This is a genomic window from Rhizobium phaseoli (genome assembly GCF_001664385.1).
Classification (GTDB): Bacteria; Pseudomonadota; Alphaproteobacteria; order Rhizobiales; family Rhizobiaceae; genus Rhizobium; species Rhizobium phaseoli.
The window spans coordinates 1,273,435-1,299,743 of sequence record NZ_CP013532.1; the positions used below are offsets into that span (position 1 = coordinate 1,273,435).

General features: G+C 62.7%; 29 protein-coding genes. 15 read left to right on the forward strand and 14 right to left on the reverse strand.

From position 1 onward, the window contains the following. Window positions 1-111 precede the first annotated feature (111 nt). The 5 genes from AMC88_RS06175 (at window position 112) to AMC88_RS06195 (ending at window position 2,360) form a co-directional block, all read left to right on the forward strand. The gene (locus tag AMC88_RS06175) at window positions 112-846 is read left to right on the forward strand and encodes a L,D-transpeptidase family protein (RefSeq protein WP_016734431.1); all 735 of its coding nucleotides are present in this window, start codon (window positions 112-114) and stop codon (window positions 844-846) included. Window positions 847-1,091: 245 nt separating this feature from the next. After that, the gene (locus AMC88_RS06180) at window positions 1,092-1,301 is read left to right on the forward strand and encodes a cold-shock protein (RefSeq protein WP_004676036.1); all 210 of its coding nucleotides are present in this window, start codon (window positions 1,092-1,094) and stop codon (window positions 1,299-1,301) included. Between the two features lie 172 nt (window positions 1,302-1,473). Beyond that, entirely contained in the window at window positions 1,474-1,755 is a 282-nt protein-coding gene (locus AMC88_RS06185; protein WP_064824983.1) for a hypothetical protein, read from the forward strand. Window positions 1,756-1,808: 53 nt separating this feature from the next. Continuing rightward, window positions 1,809-2,045 carry a 30S ribosomal protein S21 gene (gene rpsU / locus AMC88_RS06190; RefSeq protein ID WP_016734429.1) on the forward strand — a complete coding sequence of 79 codons (237 nt, stop codon included), beginning with the start codon at window positions 1,809-1,811 and terminating at the stop codon, window positions 2,043-2,045. Window positions 2,046-2,126: 81 nt separating this feature from the next. Beyond that, window positions 2,127-2,360 (forward strand): hypothetical protein, encoded by a 234-nt coding sequence (locus AMC88_RS06195; RefSeq protein WP_010020476.1) that lies wholly within the window; start codon window positions 2,127-2,129, stop codon window positions 2,358-2,360. A 101-nt stretch (window positions 2,361-2,461) separates the two neighbouring features. Here AMC88_RS06195 and AMC88_RS06200 read toward each other — a convergent pair whose 3' ends face one another. Next, entirely contained in the window at window positions 2,462-2,950 is a 489-nt protein-coding gene (locus tag AMC88_RS06200; protein ID WP_010020478.1) for a MarR family winged helix-turn-helix transcriptional regulator, read from the reverse strand. A gap of 235 nt (window positions 2,951-3,185) precedes the next feature. On the opposite strand from AMC88_RS06200, the gene AMC88_RS06205 reads away from it, so the two are divergent. Next, window positions 3,186-3,608: an organic hydroperoxide resistance protein gene (locus tag AMC88_RS06205; protein ID WP_004676027.1), complete on the forward strand. Its 423-nt coding sequence runs from the start codon at window positions 3,186-3,188 to the stop codon at window positions 3,606-3,608. Between the two features lie 231 nt (window positions 3,609-3,839). On the opposite strand, the gene AMC88_RS06210 is transcribed toward AMC88_RS06205, so the two are convergent. After that, window positions 3,840-4,358, reverse strand: coding sequence for a MarR family winged helix-turn-helix transcriptional regulator (locus AMC88_RS06210; protein ID WP_064825821.1), 519 nt, complete (start codon window positions 4,356-4,358; stop codon window positions 3,840-3,842). An 87-nt stretch (window positions 4,359-4,445) separates the two neighbouring features. Here AMC88_RS06210 and AMC88_RS06215 point away from each other — a divergent pair, with 87 nt between their 5' ends. The 3 genes from AMC88_RS06215 (at window position 4,446) to AMC88_RS06225 (ending at window position 6,552) form a co-directional block, all read left to right on the forward strand. After that, window positions 4,446-5,171, forward strand: coding sequence for a DUF899 domain-containing protein (locus tag AMC88_RS06215; RefSeq protein ID WP_010017118.1), 726 nt, complete (start codon window positions 4,446-4,448; stop codon window positions 5,169-5,171). 90 nt (window positions 5,172-5,261) lie between these two features. Beyond that, window positions 5,262-5,729 carry a DUF1579 domain-containing protein gene (locus AMC88_RS06220; protein WP_016734425.1) on the forward strand — a complete coding sequence of 156 codons (468 nt, stop codon included), beginning with the start codon at window positions 5,262-5,264 and terminating at the stop codon, window positions 5,727-5,729. Window positions 5,730-5,772: 43 nt separating this feature from the next. After that, a complete protein-coding gene (locus tag AMC88_RS06225) occupies window positions 5,773-6,552 on the forward strand; it encodes a VOC family protein (RefSeq protein ID WP_016734424.1) in 780 nt (259 codons plus the stop codon). Between the two features lie 215 nt (window positions 6,553-6,767). On the opposite strand, the gene AMC88_RS06230 is transcribed toward AMC88_RS06225, so the two are convergent. The 4 genes from AMC88_RS06230 to AMC88_RS06245 all read right to left on the reverse strand — a co-directional run bounded on the left by AMC88_RS06230 (window position 6,768) and on the right by AMC88_RS06245 (window position 12,557). Further along, window positions 6,768-8,288, reverse strand: coding sequence for an ABC-F family ATP-binding cassette domain-containing protein (locus AMC88_RS06230; RefSeq protein WP_016734423.1), 1,521 nt, complete (start codon window positions 8,286-8,288; stop codon window positions 6,768-6,770). A 520-nt stretch (window positions 8,289-8,808) separates the two neighbouring features. Further along, a complete protein-coding gene (locus tag AMC88_RS06235; protein ID WP_064824985.1) occupies window positions 8,809-10,404 on the reverse strand; it encodes an ABC-F family ATP-binding cassette domain-containing protein in 1,596 nt (531 codons plus the stop codon). A gap of 301 nt (window positions 10,405-10,705) precedes the next feature. Beyond that, on the reverse strand, window positions 10,706-10,918 hold the full coding sequence (locus AMC88_RS34000) for a helix-turn-helix domain-containing protein (RefSeq protein WP_010020135.1): 213 nt from the start codon (window positions 10,916-10,918) through the stop codon (window positions 10,706-10,708). A 76-nt stretch (window positions 10,919-10,994) separates the two neighbouring features. Next, window positions 10,995-12,557, reverse strand: a complete 1,563-nt coding sequence (locus AMC88_RS06245) for a helicase HerA-like C-terminal domain-containing protein (protein ID WP_064821626.1) — start codon at window positions 12,555-12,557, stop codon at window positions 10,995-10,997. Window positions 12,558-12,769: 212 nt separating this feature from the next. On the opposite strand from AMC88_RS06245, the gene AMC88_RS06250 reads away from it, so the two are divergent. From AMC88_RS06250 to AMC88_RS06260, 3 genes are all read left to right on the forward strand, one after another. Further along, window positions 12,770-13,162 (forward strand): hypothetical protein, encoded by a 393-nt coding sequence (locus tag AMC88_RS06250; RefSeq protein WP_064821627.1) that lies wholly within the window; start codon window positions 12,770-12,772, stop codon window positions 13,160-13,162. A 113-nt stretch (window positions 13,163-13,275) separates the two neighbouring features. Then, a complete protein-coding gene (locus tag AMC88_RS06255; RefSeq protein WP_010023896.1) occupies window positions 13,276-13,731 on the forward strand; it encodes an NUDIX hydrolase in 456 nt (151 codons plus the stop codon). A 131-nt stretch (window positions 13,732-13,862) separates the two neighbouring features. After that, entirely contained in the window at window positions 13,863-14,177 is a 315-nt protein-coding gene (locus AMC88_RS06260) for a hypothetical protein (protein WP_010023895.1), read from the forward strand. A gap of 12 nt (window positions 14,178-14,189) precedes the next feature. On the opposite strand, the gene zwf is transcribed toward AMC88_RS06260, so the two are convergent. From zwf to AMC88_RS06285, 5 genes are all read right to left on the reverse strand, one after another. Next, window positions 14,190-15,707 (reverse strand): glucose-6-phosphate dehydrogenase, encoded by a 1,518-nt coding sequence (gene zwf / locus AMC88_RS06265; protein ID WP_064824986.1) that lies wholly within the window; start codon window positions 15,705-15,707, stop codon window positions 14,190-14,192. Window positions 15,708-16,058: 351 nt separating this feature from the next. Continuing rightward, on the reverse strand, window positions 16,059-16,829 hold the full coding sequence (gene tam, locus AMC88_RS06270; protein ID WP_012483117.1) for a trans-aconitate 2-methyltransferase: 771 nt from the start codon (window positions 16,827-16,829) through the stop codon (window positions 16,059-16,061). Window positions 16,830-16,916: 87 nt separating this feature from the next. After that, a complete protein-coding gene (locus AMC88_RS06275; RefSeq protein ID WP_012483118.1) occupies window positions 16,917-18,191 on the reverse strand; it encodes a hemolysin family protein in 1,275 nt (424 codons plus the stop codon). A 400-nt stretch (window positions 18,192-18,591) separates the two neighbouring features. Next, window positions 18,592-19,056 (reverse strand): cupin domain-containing protein, encoded by a 465-nt coding sequence (locus AMC88_RS06280; protein ID WP_016734417.1) that lies wholly within the window; start codon window positions 19,054-19,056, stop codon window positions 18,592-18,594. A gap of 71 nt (window positions 19,057-19,127) precedes the next feature. Then, window positions 19,128-19,754, reverse strand: a complete 627-nt coding sequence (locus AMC88_RS06285; RefSeq protein WP_064824987.1) for a cysteine hydrolase family protein — start codon at window positions 19,752-19,754, stop codon at window positions 19,128-19,130. Window positions 19,755-19,855: 101 nt separating this feature from the next. Between AMC88_RS06285 and AMC88_RS06290 the strand changes: the two genes are divergently transcribed. Then, on the forward strand, window positions 19,856-20,716 hold the full coding sequence (locus AMC88_RS06290; RefSeq protein ID WP_185171444.1) for a LysR family transcriptional regulator: 861 nt from the start codon (window positions 19,856-19,858) through the stop codon (window positions 20,714-20,716). Between the two features lie 173 nt (window positions 20,717-20,889). On the opposite strand, the gene AMC88_RS06295 is transcribed toward AMC88_RS06290, so the two are convergent. Next, window positions 20,890-21,930 (reverse strand): zinc-dependent alcohol dehydrogenase family protein, encoded by a 1,041-nt coding sequence (locus tag AMC88_RS06295; RefSeq protein WP_012483123.1) that lies wholly within the window; start codon window positions 21,928-21,930, stop codon window positions 20,890-20,892. 250 nt (window positions 21,931-22,180) lie between these two features. Between AMC88_RS06295 and AMC88_RS06300 the strand changes: the two genes are divergently transcribed. Continuing rightward, window positions 22,181-23,068, forward strand: a complete 888-nt coding sequence (locus tag AMC88_RS06300) for a branched-chain amino acid aminotransferase (RefSeq protein ID WP_064829917.1) — start codon at window positions 22,181-22,183, stop codon at window positions 23,066-23,068. 223 nt (window positions 23,069-23,291) lie between these two features. Here AMC88_RS06300 and AMC88_RS06305 read toward each other — a convergent pair whose 3' ends face one another. Continuing rightward, the gene (locus AMC88_RS06305; RefSeq protein ID WP_225880749.1) at window positions 23,292-24,002 is read right to left on the reverse strand and encodes a hypothetical protein; all 711 of its coding nucleotides are present in this window, start codon (window positions 24,000-24,002) and stop codon (window positions 23,292-23,294) included. Then, window positions 23,990-24,889 carry a LysR family transcriptional regulator gene (locus tag AMC88_RS06310; protein ID WP_064824988.1) on the reverse strand — a complete coding sequence of 300 codons (900 nt, stop codon included), beginning with the start codon at window positions 24,887-24,889 and terminating at the stop codon, window positions 23,990-23,992. Before AMC88_RS06310 ends, AMC88_RS06305 begins: the two co-directional genes overlap by 13 nt. Window positions 24,890-25,026: 137 nt before the next feature. On the opposite strand from AMC88_RS06310, the gene AMC88_RS06315 reads away from it, so the two are divergent. Beyond that, entirely contained in the window at window positions 25,027-26,268 is a 1,242-nt protein-coding gene (locus tag AMC88_RS06315; protein WP_012483127.1) for an HlyD family secretion protein, read from the forward strand. Window positions 26,269-26,309: the final 41 nt, after the last annotated feature.

The window sequence follows — 26,309 nt, forward strand, 5'->3', positions numbered from 1 at the left end:
CCTATCAGGAACACGTCTGCGTGAAGCTATGGTTTATTTGGCGCAAGCCGATAGATTTCCTCATGTCGTTATCCCAGGATTCCCGCATCAAAAGGAAATCAGTCCCGCGTCATGAGTTCCGATAGCCATCTTTCCCGCCGCAGCTTTCTCTCCCTTTCGGCACTGACGGCAGCTTCCGCGCTCACCGGCTGCGCCTCCTCCGCCAACACCGTGACATCGGGCGACACGTCGATCATCTACCGTTCGCCCATGCGTCTGTTCCAGTCGCCGGGAGCCTCGAGCGTGCCGAGCGGCGCCGAGCTTGCCGTCATGTACGGTCCGGTCGAAGACGGCGGCTTCCTCATTCCCGCCGTTCCCTATGAACAGATCGATCCGCGCTACTATCGCCAGCGCGTCGTCGATCCCACCGGCCAGCCGCCCGGCACCATCGTCGTCGATACGCCGTCCCGCTTCCTCTATCTCGTCCAGGCCGATGGCATGGCGATGCGTTACGGCGTCGGCATCGGCCGCGAAGGATTTGCCTGGCAGGGATCGGGCGTCATCCAGTGGCGTCAGAAATGGCCGCGCTGGAAGCCGCCGAACGAGATGGTCGCCCGCCAGCCGGAACTCGTCAAATATTCGATCGATAACGGCGGTATGGAGCCGGGTCTGAAGAACCCGCTCGGCGCCCGGGCGCTCTATATCTTCTCGAACGGCGAGGACACGCTCTACCGCCTGCACGGCAACCCCGACTGGCGCTCGATCGGCAAGGCCGTCTCCTCGGGCTGCGTCCGGCTGATGAACCAGGACATCATCGATCTCTACGACCGCGTTCCGACAAAGGCGCCGATCGTCGTCTGGCAGTGATGCCGCCGAGGCGGCCGCCAGCCGGCCGCCTCCGCCGCTTTCCGGCCGCCATTGTCCTGCCAGGAAAAGTTTTATTTCTGATTTAGCATTGCTTAATTCGATAAAAGCCCTACATGGGGCGTATCGAATATTGCTTGTGACCTTTGTCCATGCGCCAAAAGCGCCTCGTCAGATCTCGTCTCAACATCGATACTGCCCGCGGACATCCTTCCCGGGCGCACACAAACGGTTGAAAGGAGATCGTTGTGAATTCAGGTGTCGTCAAGTGGTTCAATGGTACCAAGGGTTTTGGCTTCATCCAGCCCGATGACGGTTCCACGGACGTTTTCGTGCACATTTCGGCAGTCGAGCGCGCTGGCATGCGCGAACTCACCGAAGGTCAGAAGGTCCGTTACGACCTCGTTCGCGACAAGCGCTCGGGCAAGAACGCGGCCGACAATCTTCAGGCCGCATGATTTGTCATTCGCCTGGGCTAACCATGACAAGGCGGCGGGCTGACCACGGATGTACTGGCAGCACGCTGACGATGAATTGGAGCCGTGTGGCTGAATGACCGGAAGAGGTCGGGTACACGCCCGGCCTTTTTGTTTTGCTCAATTGAGCAGCCGAAGACTCGAGGGACGCTGAATGAGCAGGCCTAACTACAAAGTCGGCGACACGATCGTTTTGAAATCTGGCCTGACCCGAACGGCAAAAGTTGAGAAGCGGTGCCGGATCGCAAGCGTCCTGCCGAATGACCATGGACATGTGCAATATCGCGTCCAGTTCGCGGCCGAGAATTTCGAGCGGCGCATCACCGAGGCCGATATCCACGTCGTGGAAACGCCGTCGGCGGCTTCTCCCGAGGTGGCGACCGACGGCGCCGCCGAGCCTTGGCTGAAATTTTCAGGCATCCGGACGGGCAAGTAGTCCCGTCCGATTCATCATTCAAGTGAGGCTGCGGCCGACAGGAAGGAATTATTTTGCAGGTTCTCGTCAGGGATAATAATGTCGATCAGGCGCTGCGTGTGCTCAAGAAAAAGATGCAACGCGAAGGCCTGTTCCGGGAAATGAAAGCCCGCAGTGCCTATGAGAAGCCGTCCGAGAAGCGGGCCCGCGAAAAGGGCGAGGCCATTCGCCGCCAGCGTAAGCTTGCCCGCAAGAAGCTGCAGCGCGAAGGCCTGCTGCCGGCGCCGAAAAAGGTTCTCCGCGCCCGCTAACCCAGCGGCCCGGCCAAGGGCCCGTGAAATCTGGCCCGCGGTGGCTCCGCGGCCCATCGCCAGCACCTGAGAAAGGGGCATATGACCGCCACCAAAGACGAATTCTTCAATCCCGCCAAGCTGTCGCCCCGCGACAAGGCGGAAGCCACCGATCAGACAGCGCGCGCCATCATCGCGGCCGAGGCCTCGGCCCGCGACAAGAAGACGGAAAAGCTGAAGGCGTTGCGCCTGCAGCAGGCGGCCGAAGCCGGAGCGGAAGCGGCGCCGGCAAAGAAGCGCCGGTCGCCGGGCAAATCCGCTCCGCGCCGGCCTTGATTCTTCCCAGCAGGCTTCGTGAAAGCATGTCGCGTAAATGTGCGCAGCGGTTTTGCGGCAACGCTCCGCGTAAGAACAAGCGCTAAAGCGTTTTAGCGCCTTCAGCCGCCGGCGAGGCCGGCCCGGCCGAGATTGGCCCGCAGCCGATGCAGCATGTCGCGCATCTCTCCCATCTCCTCCAGCGTGCAGCCGGCGGCTTGTCCGATCGCCGTCATGATCGTATCGACCTCGGCCTTCATCGCCTCGCCCTTCGGGGTCAGCGACACGATCACCTGGCGCTCGTCGCGCAGGTCACGGATGCGCTTGATCAGCCCGCTCTGTTCCAGTCGCTTCAACAGCGGCGACAGCGTGCCGGAATCGAGGTCCAGCTGCTCGCCGATCGTCTTCACCGGCAGCTCGCTGCGCTCCCACAGCACCAGCATCACCAGATATTGCGGATAGGTGAGGCCGACCCTGTCGAGGATCGGTTTGTAGGCGCGGGTGAAGGCATGCGCCGTCGCGTAGACCGCGAAGCACAGCTGCTTTTCCAGCCGCTTCTCCTCGTCCGGTATCTCCATCGTCTTTGCCGTTTGCGCTTTCATATCCACCATCCCAGAGCATGTTGCCGAAAAGTGTGAGCGGTGTCGGGCAACATCAGCTCTCACCTTAAGGTAGAGCAGGATTCAGATTTTTGGGCCGAGCCAGCCAAAAATCATCCTGCTCTACGGCTACGATTGTCTTCTTTTCGACGTCGAAATGCAATTTGCAAAATTAACTTGCATACAAATTAATTGTGCGATATTAAAAATCCAACCCCGATCGAAGGGCCAACCAAAGGAGATTGTCATGCCTATCCTCTATACGACCCAAGCCTCTGCCACCGGCGGCCGCGCCGGCCGCGCCGTTTCCGAAAATGGCGTTCTCGACGTCACCCTGACCGTTCCGAAGGAGCTCGGCGGCGACGGCGCAACCGGCACCAATCCCGAACAGCTTTTCGCCGCCGGTTATTCCGCCTGCTTCCTAGGTGCCCTGAAATTTGTCGCGGGCCAGCAGAAGGTCAAGATTCCGGAAGAAACGACGGTCTCCGCCAAGGTCGGCATCGGCCCGCGCGAAGACGGCACCGGCTTCGGTATCGAAGTGGCGTTGACCGTCAACATCCCCGGCCTTGACCGCGAAACCGCCGAAAAGCTCGCCGCGGCAGCCCATATCGTCTGCCCCTACAGCCACGCCATGCGCACCTCGACCGAAGTTCCGGTCACGGTTGCCTGATTGGAGTAACAGCCGGAAGATTGGAGAGGCGCCCCTCCGCCTGCCGGCACCTTCTCCCCGTAAACGGGGCGAAGGGAACATCCGCACACTCTCCGTTCCCCACAGACCTCGCGTGGGGAACGTCCCTCTCCCCGTCAAACGGGGAGAGGGCTAGGGTGAGGGGCAGCCGTTGGCGCAGACCGAACAGCTGCAGGCATATTCGAACAGTGGCGGAGTGACGTTCCGCTCGCTCTATTCGCCGATTGCCCGTGCGCCCTGAGGTGGCCGGCGCGACCCGGCCGGCGTCGGCGTCTCATCTGTCATCCCCGACACCGTCTGCAGATCCTGCCGCAGCCGCGCGGAACTTCCATCAGGGAGCTTCTGGTCGAGCGCCGCATGCGTCTCTTTCCAGATCGGCAGCGCTCTTGCCAGCACTGCCTTGCCTTCGCCGGTCAGCGCAAGCAGCCGGCCGCGCCTGTCCTTCGGATTTTCCATCACGCTCACCCAGCCCTTGCGCTGCAGCGGTTTTAAGGCCGCCGTCAGGGTCGTCTGGTCCATGGCGAGCAGGGTTGCGACCGGCCCCATCGGCGGCGGCTCCGGCCGGTTCAGCGACATCATCAGCGAAAACTGGCCGTTGGTCAGTCCCGCGGGCCGCAATGCGTCGTCGAACAGGCGAGCGAGCGCCCGCGCCGCGCGCTGCGCATGCAGGCAGAGGCAGGTGTCGCGCACCAGCAGCGTTGTAGAGAAAGGAATTTCAACCGAATTTGACATGATCATTTTATATTGATATCAATCTTTTTAGTCAAGGAGAAGGAGAATGGGCCGGCTCGCCGGCAGCGCCGGAGGAGGGCGCATCCGATGCAGAACGAAGTTGTTTCCCGCGAGCAATGGCTCGAAGCCCGCCGTGCCCTGCTCTTGAAGGAAAAGGAGGCGACGAAGCTGCGTGACAGCATCAATGCCGAGCGTCTGGCGCTGCCCTGGGTGAAGGTCGATAAGGATTATACCTTCGATACGCCCGAGGGAAAGAAATCGCTCGCCGATCTCTTCGATGGCCGCAGCCAGCTTTTGATCTATCATTTCATGCTCGGCCCGGACTGGGAGGCCGGCTGCCCCGGCTGCTCCTTCCTTTCGGATCATGTCGACGGCGCCCTGCCGCATCTCAACCATCACGACGTCACCTGGGTCGCCGTCTCACGCGCGCCGCTCGACAAGATCGCCGCCTATAAGAGGCGGATGGGTTGGAAATTTCCCTGGGTCTCCTCCTTCGGCGGCGATTTCAATTTCGATTATCACGTTTCTTTCAGCCCGGAGGACCTTGCCAAAGACAAGGTCTTTTACAATTTCACACCGATAGAGCCGGCCGAGGCCAATGACGAATTGCCGGGCCTTAGCGCCTTCTACCGCAACGACAAGGGCGAGGTCTTCCACACCTATTCGAGCTATGCCCGCGGGCCGGAGGAACTGATCGGCACCTTGATGATCCTCGACCGCGCGCCGAAGGGCCGCAACGAGGAGGGCACGATGAATTTCGTGCGCCGCCACGACGAATATGAGGAGGCCGAGGCGCCATCCTGCTGTCATTGAGGGGGATATGATGCCGCTGAGCGGTTTCGACGACGTCATGTTCCCCGCAATGCCGCAAAAGCATCCCAGCATCACTCAAGGGAGAAGAGGATGATGAAGACGGCTGAAGTGCTGAAGGAACATTCCTTCCTGGAACGACTGATCGGCGACTGGAGCGTCACCGCACCCGAGATGGGCGGCGGTGACGACTGGACGGAGACCGTCCGCTCGCTGCACGGCATCTGGTTCGTCGCCGAAGGGCACGGCCGCATGCCCGACGGCAAGCAGGCCACCACGATCCTGACGCTCGGCTACAATGCCGAAAAGGGCAAGTATGTCGGCAGCTGGATCGGCTCGATGATGGACTTCATGTGGGTCTATGAAGGCGAGGTCGATGCCTCCGGCAACGTGCTCGACCTCTATACGACGGGACCTGACTTCAATGGTGAGGGCCATGCCGATTACCGCGAGCGGATCACCTTCATCAACCCGGATCACCGCACCTTCACCTCCAGCGCCAGACAGGCCGACGGCTCGTGGAAGCAGTTCATGGAAGCGCATTACATTCGCAAGATCTGACCATCACGGCGCACTCGAAACGGGCCGACAAAGGGAGAGTATGATGTCTGATACGCATGGAAAGTTCATCTGGTGCGAATTGATGACACCAGACACGGCGGCTGCCGCGAAATTCTACAGCTCCGTCGTTGGCTGGACCACCTCCGAGATGAAGGTGGAGGGCATGCCGACCTATACGGTCTTCGAGGCCAATGGCATCGGCGTTGGCGGTCTGATGGAGTTCCCGGCCGAACTCGAAGGCCAGGGCATTCCGCCGAACTGGACGGGTTATGTCAGCGTCGACGATGTCGACCGGTCGGCAAAGGATTTCGCCGCCAATGGCGGTGCTGTGCGGCGTCCGCCGGAAGACATCCCGACCGTCGGCCGCTTCGCCGTCGTCGCCGATCCGGACGGCGCCGTCATCTGCATCATGACGCCGGCGCCGATGGAACAGACCTGGCCTGAACTCGCCTTCGACGCGCCGGGCAATATCGGCTGGCGCGAGCTCTATTCCGGCAACGGCAAGGACGCGCTCGCCTTCTATTCCAAGCTGTTCGGCTGGACGAAGGACAGCGAAATGGACATGGGTCCGATGGGCACTTACTACATCTTTGCCCATGGCGGCCGGCAGACCGGCGGCATGATGACCAAGCCGGACAACATGCCGATGCCCTTCTGGTGCTATTATTTCATCGTGCCCACCCTCGATGCCGCGATCGACCGCGTCACCTCGGGCGGCGGCAAGGTCGTCAACGGCCCGATGGAAGTCCCCGGCGGCAGCTGGATCATCCAGGCCACCGACCCCCAGGGCGCCTTCTTCTGCCTGGTGGCGCCGAAGCGATAGGCGTTGTGCCGGGCGGCAGACCCCTCATCCGGCTGCCGCCACCTCTCCCCGTTCTGACGGGGAGAAGGGATATGCCGCAGGCTCTTCGTTCCACGCCACTTCTCTTATGGCACGTCCCCTCTCCCCGTCAGAACGGGGAGAGGGCTAGGGTAAAGGGCTAGGGTGAGGGGCTGCGCCTCTCACTTTTGGCCTGCAAGGCGCAGCTCAAATATCCGTCACCCCGCCACCGAAGCAAAAAACCCTTCCGGGCTCTCCACTTCCACCAGACGCTTCTTCTCGATCAGCCAGAAGCGATTGCCCACCGCCCGCACGAAACTGCGGTCGTGCGAGACCAGCAGGCAGCTCGCCTCGTGCGCCATCAGCTCGCTTTCGAGCGCTTCCTGTCCCTCGATGTCGAGATGATTGGTCGGCTCGTCGAGCAGATAGAAATTCGGCTCCGTCAGCCGCAGCACCACCATGCCGAGCCGCGCCTTCTGGCCGCCGGAAAGCTGGCCGATCGGTCTGGCTTGCATGTCGATCGTCATGCCGGCGCCGGCCAGCAGGGCGCGCGCCCTTTGGTCGCCGACATCGAAACGGCGGATGATCGTGCCGAGCGGCGTGTCGCCGTCGGCAAGATCGGCGAGCGCCTGGTCGCCATAGCCGAGAATCAGCGACGGCGTCGCCTTGATCCCGCCCGGCGCCGCCTCCGGCCTTTCGATCGCCAGTCTCAGCATCGAGACCAGCCGCGACTTGCCGGCGCCGTTGAGGCCGAGGAGCACGATCCGGTCATCCTGGCAGATGAATTGTCGGCCGGTCCTGAACAGCAGCGTTCCATCCGGGGTCGTCACCGCCGCATCCTCCAGCGTCACCAGCACCTTGGCATGCGTGCCGCGGTTGGCAAGCCGGATGGCGCCGGCCGAGCGCTCCAGATGCGCCGGTTTTGCAGCATCCTCCAGCTTCTCCGCCCGCTGTTTCAGCTGCTTCGTCTTGACGACGAGCAGGTCGCTGCCGGAATTGATGCCGATATTGTTGAGCTTGGCCGCCTGCTTGCGCAGCTGCTCCGCCGTCTTCATATCGCGCTCGTATCGCCGCGCTTCGGCGGCATCGGCCTCGTCGAGGGCGGCGCGCGCCCTGGAATAGGGGAGCGCAAAGACCGGCGAGTGCTCCGGTCGCAGGAACAGCGTCCGGTTGGTCGTCGCATCGAGGAAGGCGCGGTCGTGGCTGGATAAAATGACCGGCACGTCGCGCGGCAGCGCATTCAGCCAGCCCTCCAGCTGCGCGATCTTTTCGAGGTCGAGATGGTTGGTCGGCTCGTCGAGCAGAAGCACGTCGGGTTCGCTCACCCAGGCACGGGCCAGCATGGCAAGCCGCTGCCAGCCGCCGCTCAACTGCTGCAGCGGCCGTCGGCGCATGGCCTCCGGCACCTCGAGCGATTCCAGCACGACGTCGACGCGCCAGCTCTCGCTTTCGGCCTGGTCGGCCGGCAGAGCCTGCAGCACCGCATTGTAAAACGCCGTGTCGAAAAGAGCGGCCGGCACATTCTGGGCGACATGGCCGATGGTCAACCCGCGCGCCTTGGTGATTTCGCCCTCGCTCGGCTCGAGCGCGCCGGTGATGCAGGCAAGCAGGGTGGACTTCCCGCGCCCGTTGGCGGCGACGAGGCCGATGCGGTCGCCGGCATTGACGACGAGGTTAAACTTGGAAAACAACGGGTTGCCCAGCGTCACGCCGAGGTTGCGGATAGTGATGAGTGTCATGATCGTTCTCTGGTCTTGACCGGGAGCGGGGCATCCGGGGCATCAGCCATCACGGAATTGCGCCTTTCAGGCCCGGGACGTTACAGAAATGCGCGCGCAGCTTGGAGACGGCGCCGCATTGGCCACGAAGGGCAGACCAGGAAGAGATGTCGAGAAAAGGTCTCTGGTCAGCCCTGCAAACGCATTTGCAGGGCGTTGACGGGACCACGCTGGCGATGATGCCGGAAGTAAGTTTGCATAGCGTGATCCTCCTTTCTCGAAAGGGTTGCAGGAGTGAAATACCATTGCCCGCGGTAGGAGGCAAGAAAAACCCCTGTCACCAGGATTTCCGGTGGCTAGATGCTCCGCGCTCCCTCATCCTGAGGTGCTCGAAGGGCGAGGCGGGTGCGCTGACGCCGATGGCTGCAAGGAGCAGCGTTGGAGCGTGCCCTTCGAGGCTTCGGCCTTCGGCCTGCGCACCTCAGGATGAGGGAGGTTGGAGAATGCCGCGCGCCTGATAGGGGGGCAAGTGGCTGTCTCTCTAACCCACTGCCGCCCCGCCAGTCAGCTCCAACCGCCGCTCTATTCCGATGTTTTCAAGAAACCTCTCGTCATGGCTGACGACCAGCAACGCCCCGTCATAGGCGCTGAGACCGGCCTCGACCGCTGATATCGAGTCGATGTCGAGATGGTTGGTCGGCTCGTCGAGGATCAGCAGCGGCGGCGGCGTGGAGCCGAGCGTGCAGGCAAGGCCGGCGCGCAGCAATTGCCCGCCGCTCAGTGTCGAGACGGTCTGCAGAGCCGCGTCGGCCCGGAACATGAAGCGGGCCAGCGCGGCGCGGCAGGTGTTTTCATCGGAAAGCGGATTGATCCGGCGAAAATTGTCGCGGATCGAGACCGACGGATCGAGAAGGCTGACCTTCTGGTCGAGCATTGCAAAGCCGGTCATCACGGCGACCGTGCCGGCCCAGGGTTTCAACGCGCCGGTGACGAGCGCCAGTAGCGTCGTCTTGCCCGAACCGTTGCGGCCGGTGAGGGCGATCCGTTCCGGCCCCGTCACGGCGAAGGAAAGATCGCGGATCACGGCGTCTCCCGGCCGATAACCCGCTGTTACGGCCTCCATCCTCAGCACGATCTTGCTGGCCGAAAGCCCGGTCGATGGTAGGTTGACCGACAGGGGCTGGAGGATCTCGATCTTTTCGCGCGCCGCTTTTGCCTCCTCCAGCGCTTGGCTGCGCCGCCGTTCGGCCAGCCGGGCATTGTCGCCGCCGGTCGTCTCACTCCGCTCCTTCATGCCGCCGAGCAGGATGCGCGGGATGCCGCCCTTGGCCGCCGTCTTCCGCCCGGCGCTGTCCCGGCGCGCCTGACGCTCCACCGTCGCCTGCGTCTTGCGCGCCACCTCGGCCATGCGCTTTTCGGCATCGGCGAGGTCATGCTGGGCTGCGGCAAGCTCCAGCGCCTTGCGCTCGCGATAATGGCTCCAGTTGCCGCCATAGCGGGTGGCACCGAGCGACGTCAGTTCGACGATCTGATCGACGCTTTCGAGCAGTTCCCGGTCATGGCTGACGATGACCGCGCCGGCCCGCCACCCTGACATCAGCGCGATTACCGCTTCGCGGCCATCGCGATCGAGATTGTTGGTGGGTTCGTCGAGCAGCAGGAAATCCGGCTCGGCAAAAACCAGCGCGGCCAGCCCGGCCCGCGTGCGCTGCCCGCCGGAGAGCGCGGCAAGCGGCGTCTGCGGCTCCGCGTCGAGGCCGGTGCGGCCGAGTGCTGCGGCGATCCGCGCCGGCAGCATCCAGTCGGCCGCAGCAAGCTCGTCGGCGGTTGCCCTGCCGGCCTCGGCACGGTGGAGAACGGCAAGTGCAGCGGTGACACCGAAGAGATCGGCGATGGTCTCCTCCGGCGCGACCTGCACGCTCTGGCGCAGAATGCCGAGGCTGCCGCTGACCGAGATCGTCCCGGCATGCGGCCGGAGCTCACCGGAGACAAGCTTCAGCAGCGTCGTCTTGCCGACGCCGTTGCGGCCGACGAGACCGGTGCGCTCCGGCCCGAAGCTCAGGTCAAGATCGGAAAAAAGCGGCCGCCCGTCAGGCGCGGACCACGAAATCTGGGAGAGGGTGATGGATGCAGGCATGGATCTGAATATCCCCGTTGGCAAGGCGAACTGGCGTTGCGATCGGGTTGAAATCCATTGCGGCACACATCCTGTTGAAATGATCGATGGCTTGCGAATTTAGGGAATGAAGATGTCAGGTTCAAGATCCTCGGCCCGCCGGCAGTCCGATCCTACCTCGCTGTGGTTATTCGGGTGCTCTGCGGCTACACGGTCTGCTTGACGTAAATCTCAGGATCAAAATCAACGCGCCTGGCTTTTCCGTCGGGTTTTTCAAGGCAAGCTCGACGCCGCCGCCCAGAGAATGCATGTACCGCACGATTTACGATAGCAGGACATCGTCAGCGCTTTCGATTTTCGACACGGTATTTTGTGTCATAGCGGCGCGCGCGGCAACCTCTTGCTGCGTGGCATCCATCGCTTTGCGTACTTCCGCCAAGGCCTTGCCAAGACGGCGCTCTTGCCGCTTCATGTCGAGCCGGGCGCGAACATCTTCAGGAAGTTCGGCGCGTAGCGTCTTCCATTCAGTGCTCATTTTTCTTCTCCTTCAGCCAGGCATCGAGCGTCGGCCTTGTCTCGCTCTCTTCTCAGCGAGGAGGAAGAGAGCGAAGCTACCGCTTCAAGCTCCCCAGGATCCCGCGCACCAGCGCCCGGCCGACCTGGGTCGCCACCGTGCGCGCCACGCTCTTCATCGCCGCTTCCACCACCGTTTCGCGCTGGTAGCCGGACGATCTGCCGCGGGATTGGCCGCGGCCCTGATTGTCGTCATTGCTGTCACCGAAGCCCGGCAGGCTCCAGCCGGATGTGCTGCCCGGCTGCTGTTCGGCCGCTTCTTCCTGCGCCCGCTTGGCGGCCTCGGCATCTGCCGCCTTCTTGGCGCGCGCCGCCAAGATCTCGAAGGCGGATTCGCGGTCGATGTCGTCGTCATAGAGGCCGAGGACCGGGCTCTTGTCCATCACCTGCTGGCGCTCGCCGTCGCTCAGCGGGCCGACGCGGCCCGAGGGCGGGCGGATCAGGGTGCGCTCGACGATCGACGGCGCGCCCTTGGCTTCCAGCGTCGAGACCAGCGCCTCGCCGGTGCCGAGATTGGTGATGACGGTGGCGCAATCGAAGGCCGGGTTGGGGCGGAAGGTTTCGGCCGCCGTCTTCACCGCCTTCTGCTCGCGCGGCGAATAGGCGCGAAGCGCATGCTGGGCGCGGTTGCCGAGCTGGGCGAGCACCGTTTCCGGCACGTCGAGCGGGTTCTGCGTGACGAAATAGACGCCGACGCCCTTGGAACGGATCAGCCGCACCACCTGCTCGACGCGCTCGACCAGCACCTTCGGCGCGTCGTTGAAGAGCAGATGGGCTTCGTCGAAGAAGAAGACCAGCTTCGGCTTGTCGGGATCGCCGACCTCCGGCAGTTCCTCGAACAGTTCCGACAGCAGCCAGAGCAGGAAGGTGGCGTAGAGCCGCGGGTTCATCATCAGCTTGTCGGCGGCCAGCACCGAGATCTGGCCGTAGCCGTTATTGCTGGTGCGCATGATGTCGGAGATCTTCAGCGCCGGCTCGCCGAAGAAATGTTCCGCACCCTGCTGTTCGAGAACGAGCAGCGCCCGCTGGATCGAGCCGACCGAGGCCTTGGAGATCAGCCCGTACTGGGTGGAAAGCGCAGTGGCGTTTTCGCCCATATAGTTGAGCAGCGAGGTGAAATCCTTGAGGTCGAGAAGCGGCAGTCCGGCCTGGTCGGCGATCTTGAAGGCGATGTTGATGACGCCTTCCTGCGGTTCGGAGGCATCCATCAGCCGCGCAAGCAGCAGCGGCCCCATTTCGGCGACGGTGGTGCGCACCCTGTGGCCCTTCTCGCCGAACAGATCCCAGAAAATCACCGGAAACTGGTCAAATTCATAGTCGGTAAAGCCGATCTGCTCGGCGCGCTTGGTGAGGAAGTCCTTGGGCTCACCCTTGGCGGCGATGCCGGAAAGATCGCCCTTGATATCGGCGGCAAAAACCGGCACGCCGGCCCGCGAGAAGCCCTCGGCCAGCACCTGCAGCGTCACCGTCTTGCCGGTGCCGGTGGCGCCGGTGACGAGGCCGTGGCGGTTGCCGAATTTCAGGTCGAGATATTCCGGCTTGTTGATGCTGTCGTCGGGGTTGCGGCTCGCGCCGATGAAAATCTTGCCATCCTCGATCATCCGCAACTCTCCCTTCGGCGCCGCCGCCATTTGTTGAGATGGCTTGGGCTTGCGCCGCCCTTCATCGAACCATCGTTTCCCTGTTATAAGCAGGCGGAAGGATGCGGACAACTGTTTGCATGCAAAGCAAAACCGCGTTTGAAAGCGCCTCTTGAGTTGCGCTCGAATCTCGATTAACGTTGACGTTAACGTCAAAATAACAGGAGGCTGACATGAATGAAATCGTAACCCAGGTCGCCGATCGCGTGGGTATTGCGCCGGATCTGGCCGAAAAGGCGCTCGGCATGATGCTCGGCTTCCTGCAGCGCGAGGCGGCCGATGGCCCGGTCGCGCGGATGATCGAAGCGATTCCCGGCGGCGCCGATCTCGTCGCCCAGTTCAACGGCGCCGGTGCCGGCGGCGGTGGTCTGCTCGGCGGCCTGATGAGCTCGCTCGGCGGCGGCGGCATCATGGGCCTCGGCCAGCAGCTGATGGGCGAGGGCCTCGGCATGGGCGAGATCACCTCGCTCGCCAAGGAAACCATCGCCATCGCCAAGCAATATGCCGGCGAAGAGGTCGTCGACGAAGTCGTCGCTTCCGTCCCCGGCCTCAGCCAGTTCGTCTGAGAGACGACGGCCAGAAGCCTTCGCGGCCTTGCCGCGTGGTGGCTTCCGGCCGCCCTTGCCATGCAGCCTCTTGCGGCCAGTTAAGGATTTCCGTCGAAAAGGAGGAGAGCAGCGTGACTGTCTGGCGCCCGCCGCAGCAGATCAGGGTGAAGGTGATCGGCCTTGCCTGGAGGCAGGATCGGCTGCTCGCCGCGGAAGTGGAGGATGATGGCGGCCATATCAAGGGCATTCGGCCGCTCGGCGGCTCGATCGAATTCGGCGAGACGCGCGAACAGGCCCTGCAGCGCGAATTCCGGGAGGAGCTCGAAACGGCGATCCGCATCGTCGGCCCCTGGCATCTGCTCGAAAATATCTTCGAACACCATGGCGCGACCGGCCACGAATATATCTTCGCCGCCGATGTCGAACTCGCCGACGCATCGCTCTATGCGCGTGATGAAATCCGCTATTCCGAACTCGACGAGACGGCGGCGACGGCGCGCTGGTTCGGCCGCGACATAGTGCGAGATGCCGGCATCGATCTCTATCCGACAGGGCTGGAAAAGCTGCTGTCACGCTGGCGCGATTGATCCCGAGAGTACATTTCCGCGAGACCGATATTCTCCTCGCCAAACTTTGATCGTCCGCGCCCGGTCAAGCGGAACAAGGAAGATCGAATTGCTGTTATTATCGCATCGTTGAAACCAGAGGGAACAGCATCATGCGCAGGTTTATTGCAGCAACGTCGATCGCTCTCCTCAGCCTCTCCGCCCCGGTCCTCGCCCAGTCGAATATGGGCATGGATGCCAGCGGCCGGATCGACGGAACGCCGCCGCTCGGCACTGCACCGGGCGTCGAGACGCAAAGCGGGCTGGTCATCCCGCTCGATTCGATCGAAACCGGCAGCGTCGACAACGGCGCCCCGAGCGGCCGCGTCGATTGGGCGCGCTGCCCGCCGCGAAAGGCCCGCGGCGCGCTGGCGACCGAAGGCGGCAACAGCGGCGCCTCCACCAGCGCGGCCTGCCGCGATCGATAATACAGAAGCGTTCTATTTAGCGTCCTTGCCGTTGTGATGCAGCAGGACGCCAAGTTCGTGCCATTGCCGCCCGTCGCGCTCGATCAGGCGATCGGCGCAGGCCGGTCCCATGCTTCCCGGCGCGTAAGGTTCCGGGGTGCTCGGGTCCTTCGCCCAGATGTCGAGGAAGGGCTGTACCGCCGCCCAGCCGGCCTCGATGCCGTCGGCGCGCTGGAACAGTGTCTGGTCGCCGATGAAGAGATCGTAGAGGAGCGATTCATAGCCTGTGGTTTTGCCGATATCGAATTTGTCGGCATAACGGAAGTCGAGGGAAACCGGGGTGGTATCGACCGAAAGCCCCGGCGATTTAATCGAGATTTCCATGCTCATGCCCTCATCGGGCTGCACCTGGATCACCAGCCGGTTCGGCGGCAGGCGGCGACTGACCTCGGTCTCGCGGAACTGCGCGAAGGGTACCGGCTGGAAAGTGATGACGATCTCGGTGTCGCGCGCCGTCAGCGCCTTGCCGGTCCTCAAATAGAAAGGCACGCCCGCCCAGCGCCAGGTATCGGCATAGAGCTTCAGCGCCACATAGGTCTCTGTCCGGCTGTCGGGGGAGACATCCTTGGTATCGCGATAGGCCGGGAGCTCGACGCCGTTGAGCGGCCCGGCCGTATAGGCGCCACGCACGCCGTGGGTTTTTGACTCGTCGGGCGTATAGATGCGCAGCGCCTTCAGCACCTTGCTCTTCTCGTTGCGGATCGCTTCGGCATCGAAGCTGTTCGGCGGCTCCATGGCGATCATCGCCAGCAGCTGGAAGAGATGGTTCGGCACCATGTCGCGCAGCGCGCCTGTGGCATCGTAGAATTTGCCGCGGCTGCCGACATCGACGATCTCGGCGGCGGTGATCTGCACATGGTCGATATAGCGGCTGTTCCACAGCGACTCGATGATCATGTTGGCAAAACGCGCCGTCATCAGGTTCTGCACCGTCTCCTTGCCGAGAAAATGGTCGAGCCGGTACGTCTGGCTTTCGTCGATCTGAGCAAGGATCTGCGCATTCAGCGCCTTGGCCGAGGCGAGATCGGTACCGAACGGCTTCTCGATGGCGACACGGCGAAAGGTGCCGTCCTTCTCGTCGGTCAGGCCATGGGCGGCGAGCTTTTCGACGATCGAGCCGAAGAAGGATGGCGGCACGGCGAGATAGAAAGCAGCATTGGCATCCGGCCCCAGCCGCCTGCCGATCTCGAGGAAAATATCGTCCTTGGTGAAATCACCCGAGGTGTAGCTTATGCGCCGGCGCAGGCTCTCCCACGCTTCGTCCTTGACCGTCTGCTTGTCGCCATTGAGATGGCTGAGAAAGGCGTCGAGCCGGCCGCGCAGGAACTCGTCGTCGCCCGGCTCGATGCCGATGCCGAGAATATTGAGATCCTCGCCGACGAGGCGCTGGCGCGTCAGGTTGATGATCGCCGGCACCAGCAGCCGGCGCGTGAGATCGCCGGTGGCGCCGAAGATGACGAGGGTGACCGGCGGGGTAGGGGCAGCGTCCATAGGTGTCATCTCCCTGAGATTGTTCGGCCGACTATAATGCGCGCCGGTTTCGCCGCAACATATGAGGGTGGGGGTAACAGGCATTTGACAGTTTGCGGGGCCCGCCCCTCATCCGCCTGCCGGCACCGACCGGGGTCGAGCCACCGGTCTCGCCCCGTCCTTCGGATCCCCGCTTGCCGGGCGAAGGGGGCATGTCGCACCCGCTCGCCCTCTCCACGCTGCGTTTGGCACGTCCCCTCTCCCCGTCAAAACGGGGGTCCACAGGACGGGTCGAGACCAGCGGCTCGACCCCGGCAAGGGTTAGGGTGAGGGGCAGCCATTGGCACAAACCGACCATGACGGAGCACACCGTTATTTTTTCACCGCCACCATGAAAATCCTCGGAAACCGCAGCATCACCCGGCCGTCCGACATCTTCGGATAGGCCTTTTCGATCCGTTCCAGATAATCCGCCAGAAACGCCTCGCGATATGCCTCGCCGGCATGGGCGAGATAGGGCATCAGGCCGGTGCCCTTCACCCATTCGACGATATCAGCCGCATCCGCCATCGGGTGGTTGTAGATGGTATGCCAGATATCGATGCGCGCGGCCTTGCCGATCAGCCTGGAATAATAGGCTGACGGCGGCGCCAGCGGCTGGCGGCGCACGCTCTTCTCCTCGAAGGCGGCCTTCCACGGACCCGCATGGGCGCTCTCCTCCATTGCCAGATGCGAGGCTTCGCCGAGATTGTCGGGCATCTGCACGGCGAGCACGCCGCCTGGGGAAAGCCCGTCCATCAGCCGGTCGAAGATGTCCAGATGATCGGGCAGCCATTGGAAGACTGCATTGGCAAAGAGCAGATCGGCCGGCTCGGTCGGTTGCCAGCTGCCGAGATCGGCCTCGACGAAGGCGGTGCCGGGAAGCCGCTTGCGGGCCGCCTCCAGCATGTTGACGTCGCTGTCGAGGCCGGAGACGCCTTCGGCGCCAAAACGCTCGATGATGAGTTCGGTCGAATTGCCCGGCCCGCAGCCGAGGTCGACGGCGCGGCGCAGGCTCTGCAGCGGCACCTGGGCCAGAAGATCGCGTGCCGGTCGTGTGCGCTCGTCCTCGAATTTCACATATTGCTGGGCGGACCATGCCATGGCGGTACCTCCTGATGTCAGGCCACACTTTCCTGTGGCGGATGCCGTCGATGTTGCTTCATCAGGCTCGATGATCTCAAAGAGCTTTCACTCCGCAGAGACAAGTATTTTGTCCACGCGCCTGCCGTCGAGATCGATGACTTCGAAGCGCCATCCGTCTCTGGTGAAGCTCTCACCCAGTTCCGGCAGATGTTTCAGCTCTTCCAGCACCAGGCCGGCCACCGTCTGATATTCGAGGTCGTCGTCGAGCTTGAGGTTCAGGAATTCGGCGAATTCGTCGATCGGCGTCCAGCCGGACACGAGGTAGGAGCCGTCGTCGCGCCGCGCAATGGCCTGCTCGTCGACCGGTCCCTCCTGCAGGGCGCCCATGATCGCTTCCAGAATGTCGCCTGACGAAACAATGCCCTCGAAATGGCCGTACTCGTCAAAAACCAGCACCATGTGCACCGGCGATTTGCGGATGGCTTCGATCACGTTGATCGCGGTTGCAAGGTCCGAAACGACAGGGATGTCCTGCGTCAGAGCCTTGATATCGGCACTGCCATGTTCGGACATCGCGTCGTAAAAATCCTTGACCGGCAGGATGCCGATCACCTCGTCCGAACTGCCCTTGCGAACGGGCAGCCGCGATCGTTTCGTCCGGTGCAACTGCGCCCGGATTTCATCAAGGCTGTCATCGATATCGATAATTTCGACGTCGCGCCGCGGCGTCATCAGCGCCCGGGCGGTGCGGTCGGCCAGCCGCATGACGCCTGAAATCATCGCCGACTCTTCGCTTTCGATCACGCCGGCCGACTGCGCCTCGGCGAGCACGGTTTTGATCTCTTCATCGGAAACGTTGTCGCCGCCTTTTCCGGATTGACCCAAGAGCTTGAGCACAAGGTTCCCGGAGGCGTTCAGCAGCCAGACGAGCGGCAGCGCAATTTTGGAAAGCACCGCCATGGCGGGCGCGACCCTCGCCGCAACGGCTTCGGGTTCCCGCAACGCGATCTGCTTTGGCACAAGTTCGCCGACGATCAGAGAGAGATAGGTGATGGCGACGACGACGGAACCGACGCCGACCGCGTCGGCAACCGCCGATGACATGCCCTGCGTCTCCAGCCATGCTGTCAACCGGCCCCCGAGCGTCGCCCCCGAGAAAGCGCCGGAGAGTACACCGACCAGCGTAATGCCGATCTGAACCGTGGAGAGAAAGCGACCGGGGTTTTCGGCAAGCTTGATGGCTTGGGCAGCACCCTTGCTGCCATTGTCGGAGAGAACCTTCAGGCGGGCTGTTCGAGACGATACGACAGCGAGCTCCGACATGGCGAGCACACCATTGAGGATGGTGAGAAGCGCCACAATTCCAATTTCCAGAAACACAGGGACCCTATTCGTTGAGGTTTGAATGCCAAGATGATGAGGCGAGGCGGCGACGCGTTCGGATAGACGCTATATCAGCATCGCCCATCGTCTTTCCATCGTCGTATATCCCAGGCGAGGCGGGCGTCATCGCGCCTGCTACAATGGTCGCCAGCTTCCTCGGCCGGTAGATCCAGGCTGGAACGGGCGGAGCTTGTACTGGATGGCTCGCTATCAGGCATGTTGCCGTTTTGGCGTTGAAACGCTTCCCACGCAAGAGGCGCCGGGCAAAAAACATCATAGGATGTTGATGTGACAGTTTTGAAAATGGTGGCCGCGCCGCTGTCTGATCAGGGATTCCACGCGTTTCCGCATGATGCCGAAACCGTTCTCACCGTTCCGGCATCGCGCGCTCGCGCCGTCATGCGGCGAGGATGGTGATCCCATAAGCATTGGCGGCAGCCGTCATGCGGGCGATGGTCTCGGGCGAGGGGGCCTTCAGCGGCTCGCTCGTGCCTTCCGCTTCGATGAATTCGGCCATGTCGCGATCGACGATCGCCGAAAACACCGCCGGAACATCTCCGCGGTTGGCATAGCAGTGCACCATGAAGGGCGCGATGGTGACGATGTCGCCGGCGCTGGCCTCGATCTCTTCGGGGCCGTTGTCGGTCAGCCGCCAAATCGTCAGGCCCCCCTCGAGGATGCGGAACACCTCCGGGCTCGCATGCGCATGTTTCGGCGTCCGGCTGCCGGGCGGCACGGTGACGTCGAAGATGTTGAGCCAGGTGCCGCGGATGCGGACCTGTCGTTCGATCCGGTCGCCGAGGACGAAAAAGCGCTTTGCCTCTTTGCCGGCAGGCATTGTCACAAATGAGTTGGACATCATGTCTCTTTCTTCTTCTTACGGGCTTTTCATGCCCGCCTTTTCTTGCCCATTTTTTCTGGGCGGTGCAGCCGTTAGACCTTTACGCCGTCTTTGACAACAGACCCCGCATCCGGGACGACGGTCGCGAAACGGTCGGCGAGTTCGGCAAGCGCCGTGCGATGCACGAGATCGGCGCTGATGACGCCGCCGAGCGGATCGGGCAGGGCGCGGGTGGCGGCGGCGGATGCGACGACGATTGCCCGAATGCCGAGATCGAGCGCCGCTCGCGCCGTGGCGCTCACGCACATATGCGTCATGAAGCCGACGAGGATGATATCGGTACGGCCGCTTCCTTCCGCAAGATCCGTCAGCGCCGCTGCCAGTGTCGTGCCGGCAAAAGCATTGGGAAGCGTCTTTGCGATCACCCTCTCGCCGTCGACGGGAGCAAGCGCCGGAATGATTTCGGCGGCCTGCGAGCCGGCGGCAAAGAGGCTGCCGGTGGGCGGTGCGTGATGCACGACGTGGAAGACCGGCACTCCGTTTTCGCGCGCGGCGTCGAGCAGCCGGCCTATTTCGACAATTGCCGGCCCGATGCCGGGAAGCGGCAGCTTGCCGTCGAGATATTCGTTCTGTGCGTCGATGATGACGAGCACCGATTTTGCAAGGTCGATCGGTTTTGGCGTTACGCCGGCATGCTGAAGAAGAGTGAGGGGAGCCATGTGTTTCTCTTGGGTTCGGGTTCGCCACTATCAGATAGCGCCTATCGACCTGAGCGAATATCCGCTATATATTCACAGTGGCTGAGCAAAAACGCACAGGATTGGATTGGGAGGACCTGCGCTTTTTTGCAGCGCTGGCCAGGCACCGCAGCCTTTCGGCCACCGCACGCGCCCTGAAGGTCAATCACGCCACGGTGGCGCGGCGCATCGCAGCTCTTGAGCAAAACCTCGGCGTCAACCTTTTCGAGCGCCGGGCCGATGGTTACGCGCTGAGCCGCCAAGGCAGCGCCATTCTCGCCGAAACGGGCGCGATGGAGGCTGCGGCTGCCGCAATTCGCGACCGGCTCGATGCCGAAGACGGTCCGCGGGGCCGCGTCCGACTGACGACGATCCGCTCTCTTGCCGATCTCGTGCTGGCGCCCAACCTGGCCGAGATCCTCGATGGACTGCCGCATGTCGAACTTGAGATCATCACCGACATCAAGGTGGCAAGCCTTGCCCAGCGCGAGGCCGATATCGCGCTGCGCCTCGGCCATCCCGGCGACAGCGAGCTCTCCGGCCGGCGCGTCGCCACCATCCGCTACGGTTTTTTCGGCTCGAAGGAGACGCGGAACGCCTTTGAGATGGGTGATCTTCCGCCGCTGATCACCTATGATGGCGAGAGCCAGGGCGTCGCCGAGGCGCGCTGGCTTGACAACAATTTTCCCGACCACCCCGTCAGCCTGCGCTCCGGCAGCAATGCGGTGCAGGCGCAGGCCGCCGCATCCGGTCTCGGCCTTGCCATGCTGCCGCTCTATCTGGCCGCAACCGTCTCCGGCCTCGAGCCCGTCGCCTTCGCCGCGCCCATGCCCGAACGGGAGCTCTGGATGCTGACGCCGGCCGAACTCGCTCAAGTCCCGCGTGTGCGGGTCGTGCTCGATCGCCTCTCGCGGCTTTTTGTGCGTCACAAGCACCTGTTCTGAACGGCGCACAGCCTGAGACGTTGCCGCTGTCGCTGTCCGTCAGGCCACGGCCTCCTTCGGTCGGCGCGAAAAGATGACCGGCAGGCAGAGGACGGAAGGGCGCGCGCCCAGCACCCAGAAAAATGCGCTTGTGGAGCGTTGGCCGGCGATTCGCTGCTCCGGCCCGCCCGGTTCTAGAATTGCGTGATCACGCTGATCCCCGTGCCCTCCGCCTTGTCGAGCGCCATCAGCGCCGGCACGGCTTCCTCCAGGCTGATGCGCCTTCCGATCAGCTTCTGCGGCGCGATCTTGCCGGCGGCCAGCATCGACAGCATGGCGTCGTAGCGCCAGGCCTGCATGCCGTGGCTGCCGTAGATCTCCAGTTCGTTGCTGATCACCTGCGCCATCGGGATTTGCGGCGTCGCATATTCGCCGAGCATCAGCCCCACCTGCACATGCCGGCCGCGCCGGCGCAGATTCTTGATCGAGTTGAAGCAGGTGGCGGGATGGCCGAGCGCGTCGATCGAGACATGCGCGCCGCCTTTGGTGATTTCGCGGACCGCCTCGGCCACGTCGGCAACGCTTGCGGCATTGACCGTCGCCACCGCGCCGCACTCTCTGGCGAAGGCGAGTTTCTCCTCCGATATGTCGATGCCGATCGCATTGGCGCCAAGCGCGGTGGCGATCATGATCGCCGACAGGCCGACGCCGCCGCAGCCATGCACGGCGATCCATTCGCCGGGTCCGGTGCGCGCATGGTCGGCGACGGCGCGAAACGAAGTGGCGAAGCGGCAGCCGAGACTTGCCGCCGTCGCATCGTCGATCGTATCCGGCAGGTGCACCAGATTGGTGTCGGCATAATCGATCGCCACATATTCGGAGAAGGAGCCCCAATGGGTGAAGCCCGGCTGAAACTGGTTCGGGCAGACCTGCTGGTTGCCGGAATGGCATTCGCTGCAATGGCCGCAGCCGGAAACGAAGGGCACGGTGACCCGGTCGCCGACCTTGAAGCGCATCACGCCGCGGCCGGTGGCGACGACCCGCCCGGCAAGCTCGTGTCCAGGCACATGCGGCAGCCGGATATCGGGATCGTGTCCCATCCAGCCGTGCCAGTCGCTGCGGCAGAGGCCGCTGGCGCCGACGGAGATGACGACGCCATCCTCAGTCGGGGTCGGATCGGGCAGGGTGCGGATTTCGGGCGCCTGCTCGAAGGCTTCATAATACATGGCTTTCATCGGCGTTCTCCCTTGCTGCTGTCCGGCGATTTCTCCTGATGATCGCATGCGCCAGCCCGCCATTCCAACAAAGATTCGATCATTTTTGCTGATGCACCCATCGCTCAGGCCGCAGGTGTCGCGCACGAATATTGCGGCCGGACGCTGTGCTCCGGCATTTTCTTGCTTCCGTATTTCCGGCCGGGATTTGTCCTTGACCCGGCTTGCCGCCGGGGTTTTTGCTTTCCCGGATTCTGAAGGGAGAGCAGCAATGGCCGTCGATACATCACCGCGTTCCACCACCTGGACTCACGTCGACGGGGAATGGCTTCCCGGCAATCCGCCGCTGATCGGGCCGACCTCGCATGCCATGTGGCTCGGCTCCACGGTCTTCGACGGTGCCCGCTGGTTCGACGGCATCGCGCCGGATCTCGACCTGCATTGCCAGCGCGTCAACCGCTCGGCGCTCGCCATGGGGCTGAAGCCGGTAAAATCGGCCGAGGAGATTGCTGCGCTTGCCTGGGAAGGCGTTGGCAGATTCGACGGCGCGACGGCGATCTACATCAAGCCGATGTATTGGGGCGAACATGGTTCGGCCGGCAGCATCGTCTCCGTCGATGCGGAATCGACCCGTTTCGCGCTCTGCCTGTTCGAGGCGCCGATGGGCGGTCATGCCGGCACCAGCCTCACCGTCTCGCCCTATCGCCGTCCGTCGCCGGAAACGGCAATGACCGAGGCGAAGACCGGCTCGCTCTATCCGAACAGCGGCCGCACGATCGCCGAGGCCCGCAGCCGCGGTTTCGACAATGCGCTGGTGCGCGACCTCAACGGCAATGTCGTCGAAACCGCCTCGTCGAACGTCTTCCTGGTGCGTGACGGCGTGGTGATGACGCCGGCCGCCAACCGCACCTTCCTCGCCGGCATCACCCGCGCCCGCGTCATCGGCCTGCTTCGCAAGGCCGGTTTCGACGTCGGCGAAGCAGCCCTGTCCGTCGAGGATTTCCTCGCCGCCGACGAAATCTTCACCACCGGCAACTACTCCAAAGTCGTCGGCGTCACCCGCCTCGACGACCGCAACCTCCAGGAAGGCCCGGTCACCCGCAAGGCGCTGGAGCTCTACATGAACTGGGCCCACGGCAGAACCGAGAGCGAGGAGTGAGCCACGATCCCGCGCAGCGGGAGCAATCGATCCAGTGAATCGATTGCAGTGGCGAACGCCCGAAGCGCAAGCGCAGGGCCGGGGCGGGTCCGGCGCAGCGGGCGCAATCGATCCAGTGAATTTGCAACTGCGAACGCCCGGAGCGCAAGCGCAGAGCTGGCGCGGTCGCTCCCCTTGGAGCCATCTGCAAAGCCACCAATGACAACTTCAAACCGATGGGGCGTCACCAGTACTCATCTCGCCTGTAGAAATTGCCGTAGAGGTGCGTCAGCACCGAATTGGATCCCAGTTTTTCTTCATCGCTGTCGTTATAAACATGTTTGTATGGATCGCCTTCGCTGTAAATGAGAGCGACGAAATGATTGAGACCCACGCCGGCGATACCCGTCGAAACGTCGCGCGCATCGATGATGGCAAACTTTGGACTGTTCTGTGAAGAACCACTCGTGGCTGCGGCGGCTTCGAAACTCGATTTATTCAAAATGGCGTACCATAGCCAAGGATCGAATAGTGGCACGGTGACGATCGTCCCAAAGCAAACCGGAACAATGATGATGGCGATGAAGCTACTCGCCATCCCACGGAAACGACGATCATATTGGGCAGCAATGGCGCTGACAAACCAAACGAGCAGTATGCCCACGATCAAAAGAGCGAGCAGCAGACCTCCCAACAGATCAAAGAGTCCTCGCAGCCCATTGCCAAAACCAAGCGGCCAAAAATCCAAGGCGCGATCGTAGGCGGCATAGGCGATTCCAAGAAAAGCGGCGATGACCATTCGCCGAACATTCCAAATGTCTATGTGCTCAACCGACACATTCACCTCGTTGTTTTTTAACGTCGAATGATGTCCAGCGAAGTCGAGGCATTTTGATGTCCGATCGGCATTGCTGCCGAGCTCCGCTGTGTTGAAATTACCCCTCACGTCATCCACTTCCGATGTTCCGCAAATCTCTCCGCCAAGAGGTCGATGAACAGCCGCACCTTGGTCGGCAGGTGGCTGCGGTTGGGGTAGACGGCGTTGATGGTGAATTCCACCGGCCGGTAATCCGGCATGATCCTTATCAGCCGCCCTTCGGCGATGTCGTCGAACACCACGAAGCTCGGCGCCAGGAAGAGGCCTCGTCCGTTCATCGTCAGGAAGCGCAGCATCTCGGCATTGTTCGAGACGACATTGCCGCTGACTTTGACGCTTTCCTGCCGGCCGTCGCCATCCTCGAAGCGCCATTCGTCACCATAAGGATAGTAGGCGTATTGCAGGCAATTGTGATCGGCAATCTCGGCCGGCTTCAGCGGGAGCGGATGGCTGTCGACATAGGCGGGCGAGCAGACCAGCATATGGCGCCACGGCGTCAGCTTGCGCGCGATGAGCGACGAATCCGGCGGCAGGGTGCGGATGACTAGGTCATAGCCATCCTCAATCATGTCGACCATCCGCTCGCCGACGCTGAAATCGACTGAGATCGACGGATAGAGCTCCATATATTCGCTAAAGACGGGCAGCAGGAAACGCACGATGGAGCCGCTGGTATAGACCTTCAGCGTGCCGCGCGGCGTCGTGCTCAGCGCGCTCGCCGTCCGGTCCGCTTCATCGAGTTCGGCGAGAATCTGCGACGACCGCTCATAATAATATTTGCCGGTTTCCGTGAGGCTGACCTTGCGCGTCGTGCGGTTGAGCAGCCGTACACCGAGCCGCTCCTCCAGCGATTGCACATGATTGCCGACCATGGTGACGGACATGTTCAGCCGGCGCGCGGCCGCGGAAAAACCGCCGCATTCCACGACGCGGCCAAAAACTGCAAGGCTTGTCAGCCGATCCATATTGCCCTCGGATTATCCGCTGAGAGTTGATGATCCTTCCTGATTTAAGCAGATTATCAAAGTGAATGGCAGGGTGCATTTTCCTTCGCATCGAACAGGCCTCGCCTAAGCAGGGCGACAGACGAAGGAAAAGGACGATGGTCGAGCTACCCCGCAAGCAGTTTTTCGAAAGTGCTGGAGAGGCCGAGCGGATCCTGGCCGAGGAGGCCGCCAGGGCGCCCGCCGCCGAGGCACCCGCAACACCCATGACCGGAACCCCGGTCGCGCAAGCACCTGAAAAGACCGGCCGCCGGATGCTCAAGCGTGCGGTCATCGCCGCAGCACTGCTTGCCGGCGCCGCGTTCGCGGGCGATTTCGGCTATCGCTACTGGACGGTTGGCCGTTTCATCGAATCCACCGACGACGCCTATGTGAAGGCCGACTACACCACCGTCGCGCCAAAAGTTGCCGGCTATATCAAGCAGGTTCTCGTCAACGACAACGACGTGGTCAAATCAGGCCAGGTTCTCGCCCGCATCGACGACCGCGATTTCCAGGCAGCGCTTTCGCAGGCGAGAGCCGACGTCAAGGCAGCCGAGGCCGCCATCACCAACATCGATGCCCAGATCGCTTTGCAACAGTCGGTCATCCAACAGGCCAAGGCCACGGTCGACGCTTCGCAGGCCTCGCTGGACTTTGCCGTTTCCGATGCCGCCCGCTCCGCCCGCCTGATCACCAACGGCGCCGGCACCCAGTCGCGCGCCGAACAGACCCAGTCGGCACGCGACCAGGCCGCTGCCGCCGTCGAACGCGACCGGGCAGCGCTCGTCGCGGCAGAGAACAAGGTGCCGGTGCTCCGGACTGAGCGCGAACAGGCGGCAGCCCAGCGCGACCGGGCGGCCGCGGCCGCGCACCAGGCCGAACTCAACCTCTCCTACACGGATATCGTCGCCGCCGTCGACGGCACGGTCGGCGCCCGCTCGATCCGCGTCGGGCAATATGTCACCTCGGGCACCCAACTGATGGCTGTCGTGCCGCTGCATGCGGTCTATGTCGTCGCCAATTTCAAGGAAACGCAGCTGACCTATGTCCGTCCCGGCCAATCGGTCGAGATCAAGGTCGACAGTTTTCCCGATATCGCCATCAAGGGTCATGTCGACAGCGTTTCGCCGGCAAGCGGTCTGGAATTCTCGCTGCTGCCGCCGGACAATGCCACCGGCAACTTCACCAAGATCGTCCAGCGTATCCCCGTCAAGATCGTCATCGACGACGGGGCTTTGAGCGGGCTGCTGCGCTCGGGCATGTCGGTCGAGCCCGAAGTCGATACCAAGGCTGCCCAGAGCGAGGCTTCCCAGGCCTCTGGAGAAACCGAGGAGGAATTTTCCAGCCACGCTGGATGATCCATCTCCTCCCGAAATATCGCAGAACCCATCGTCAGAAA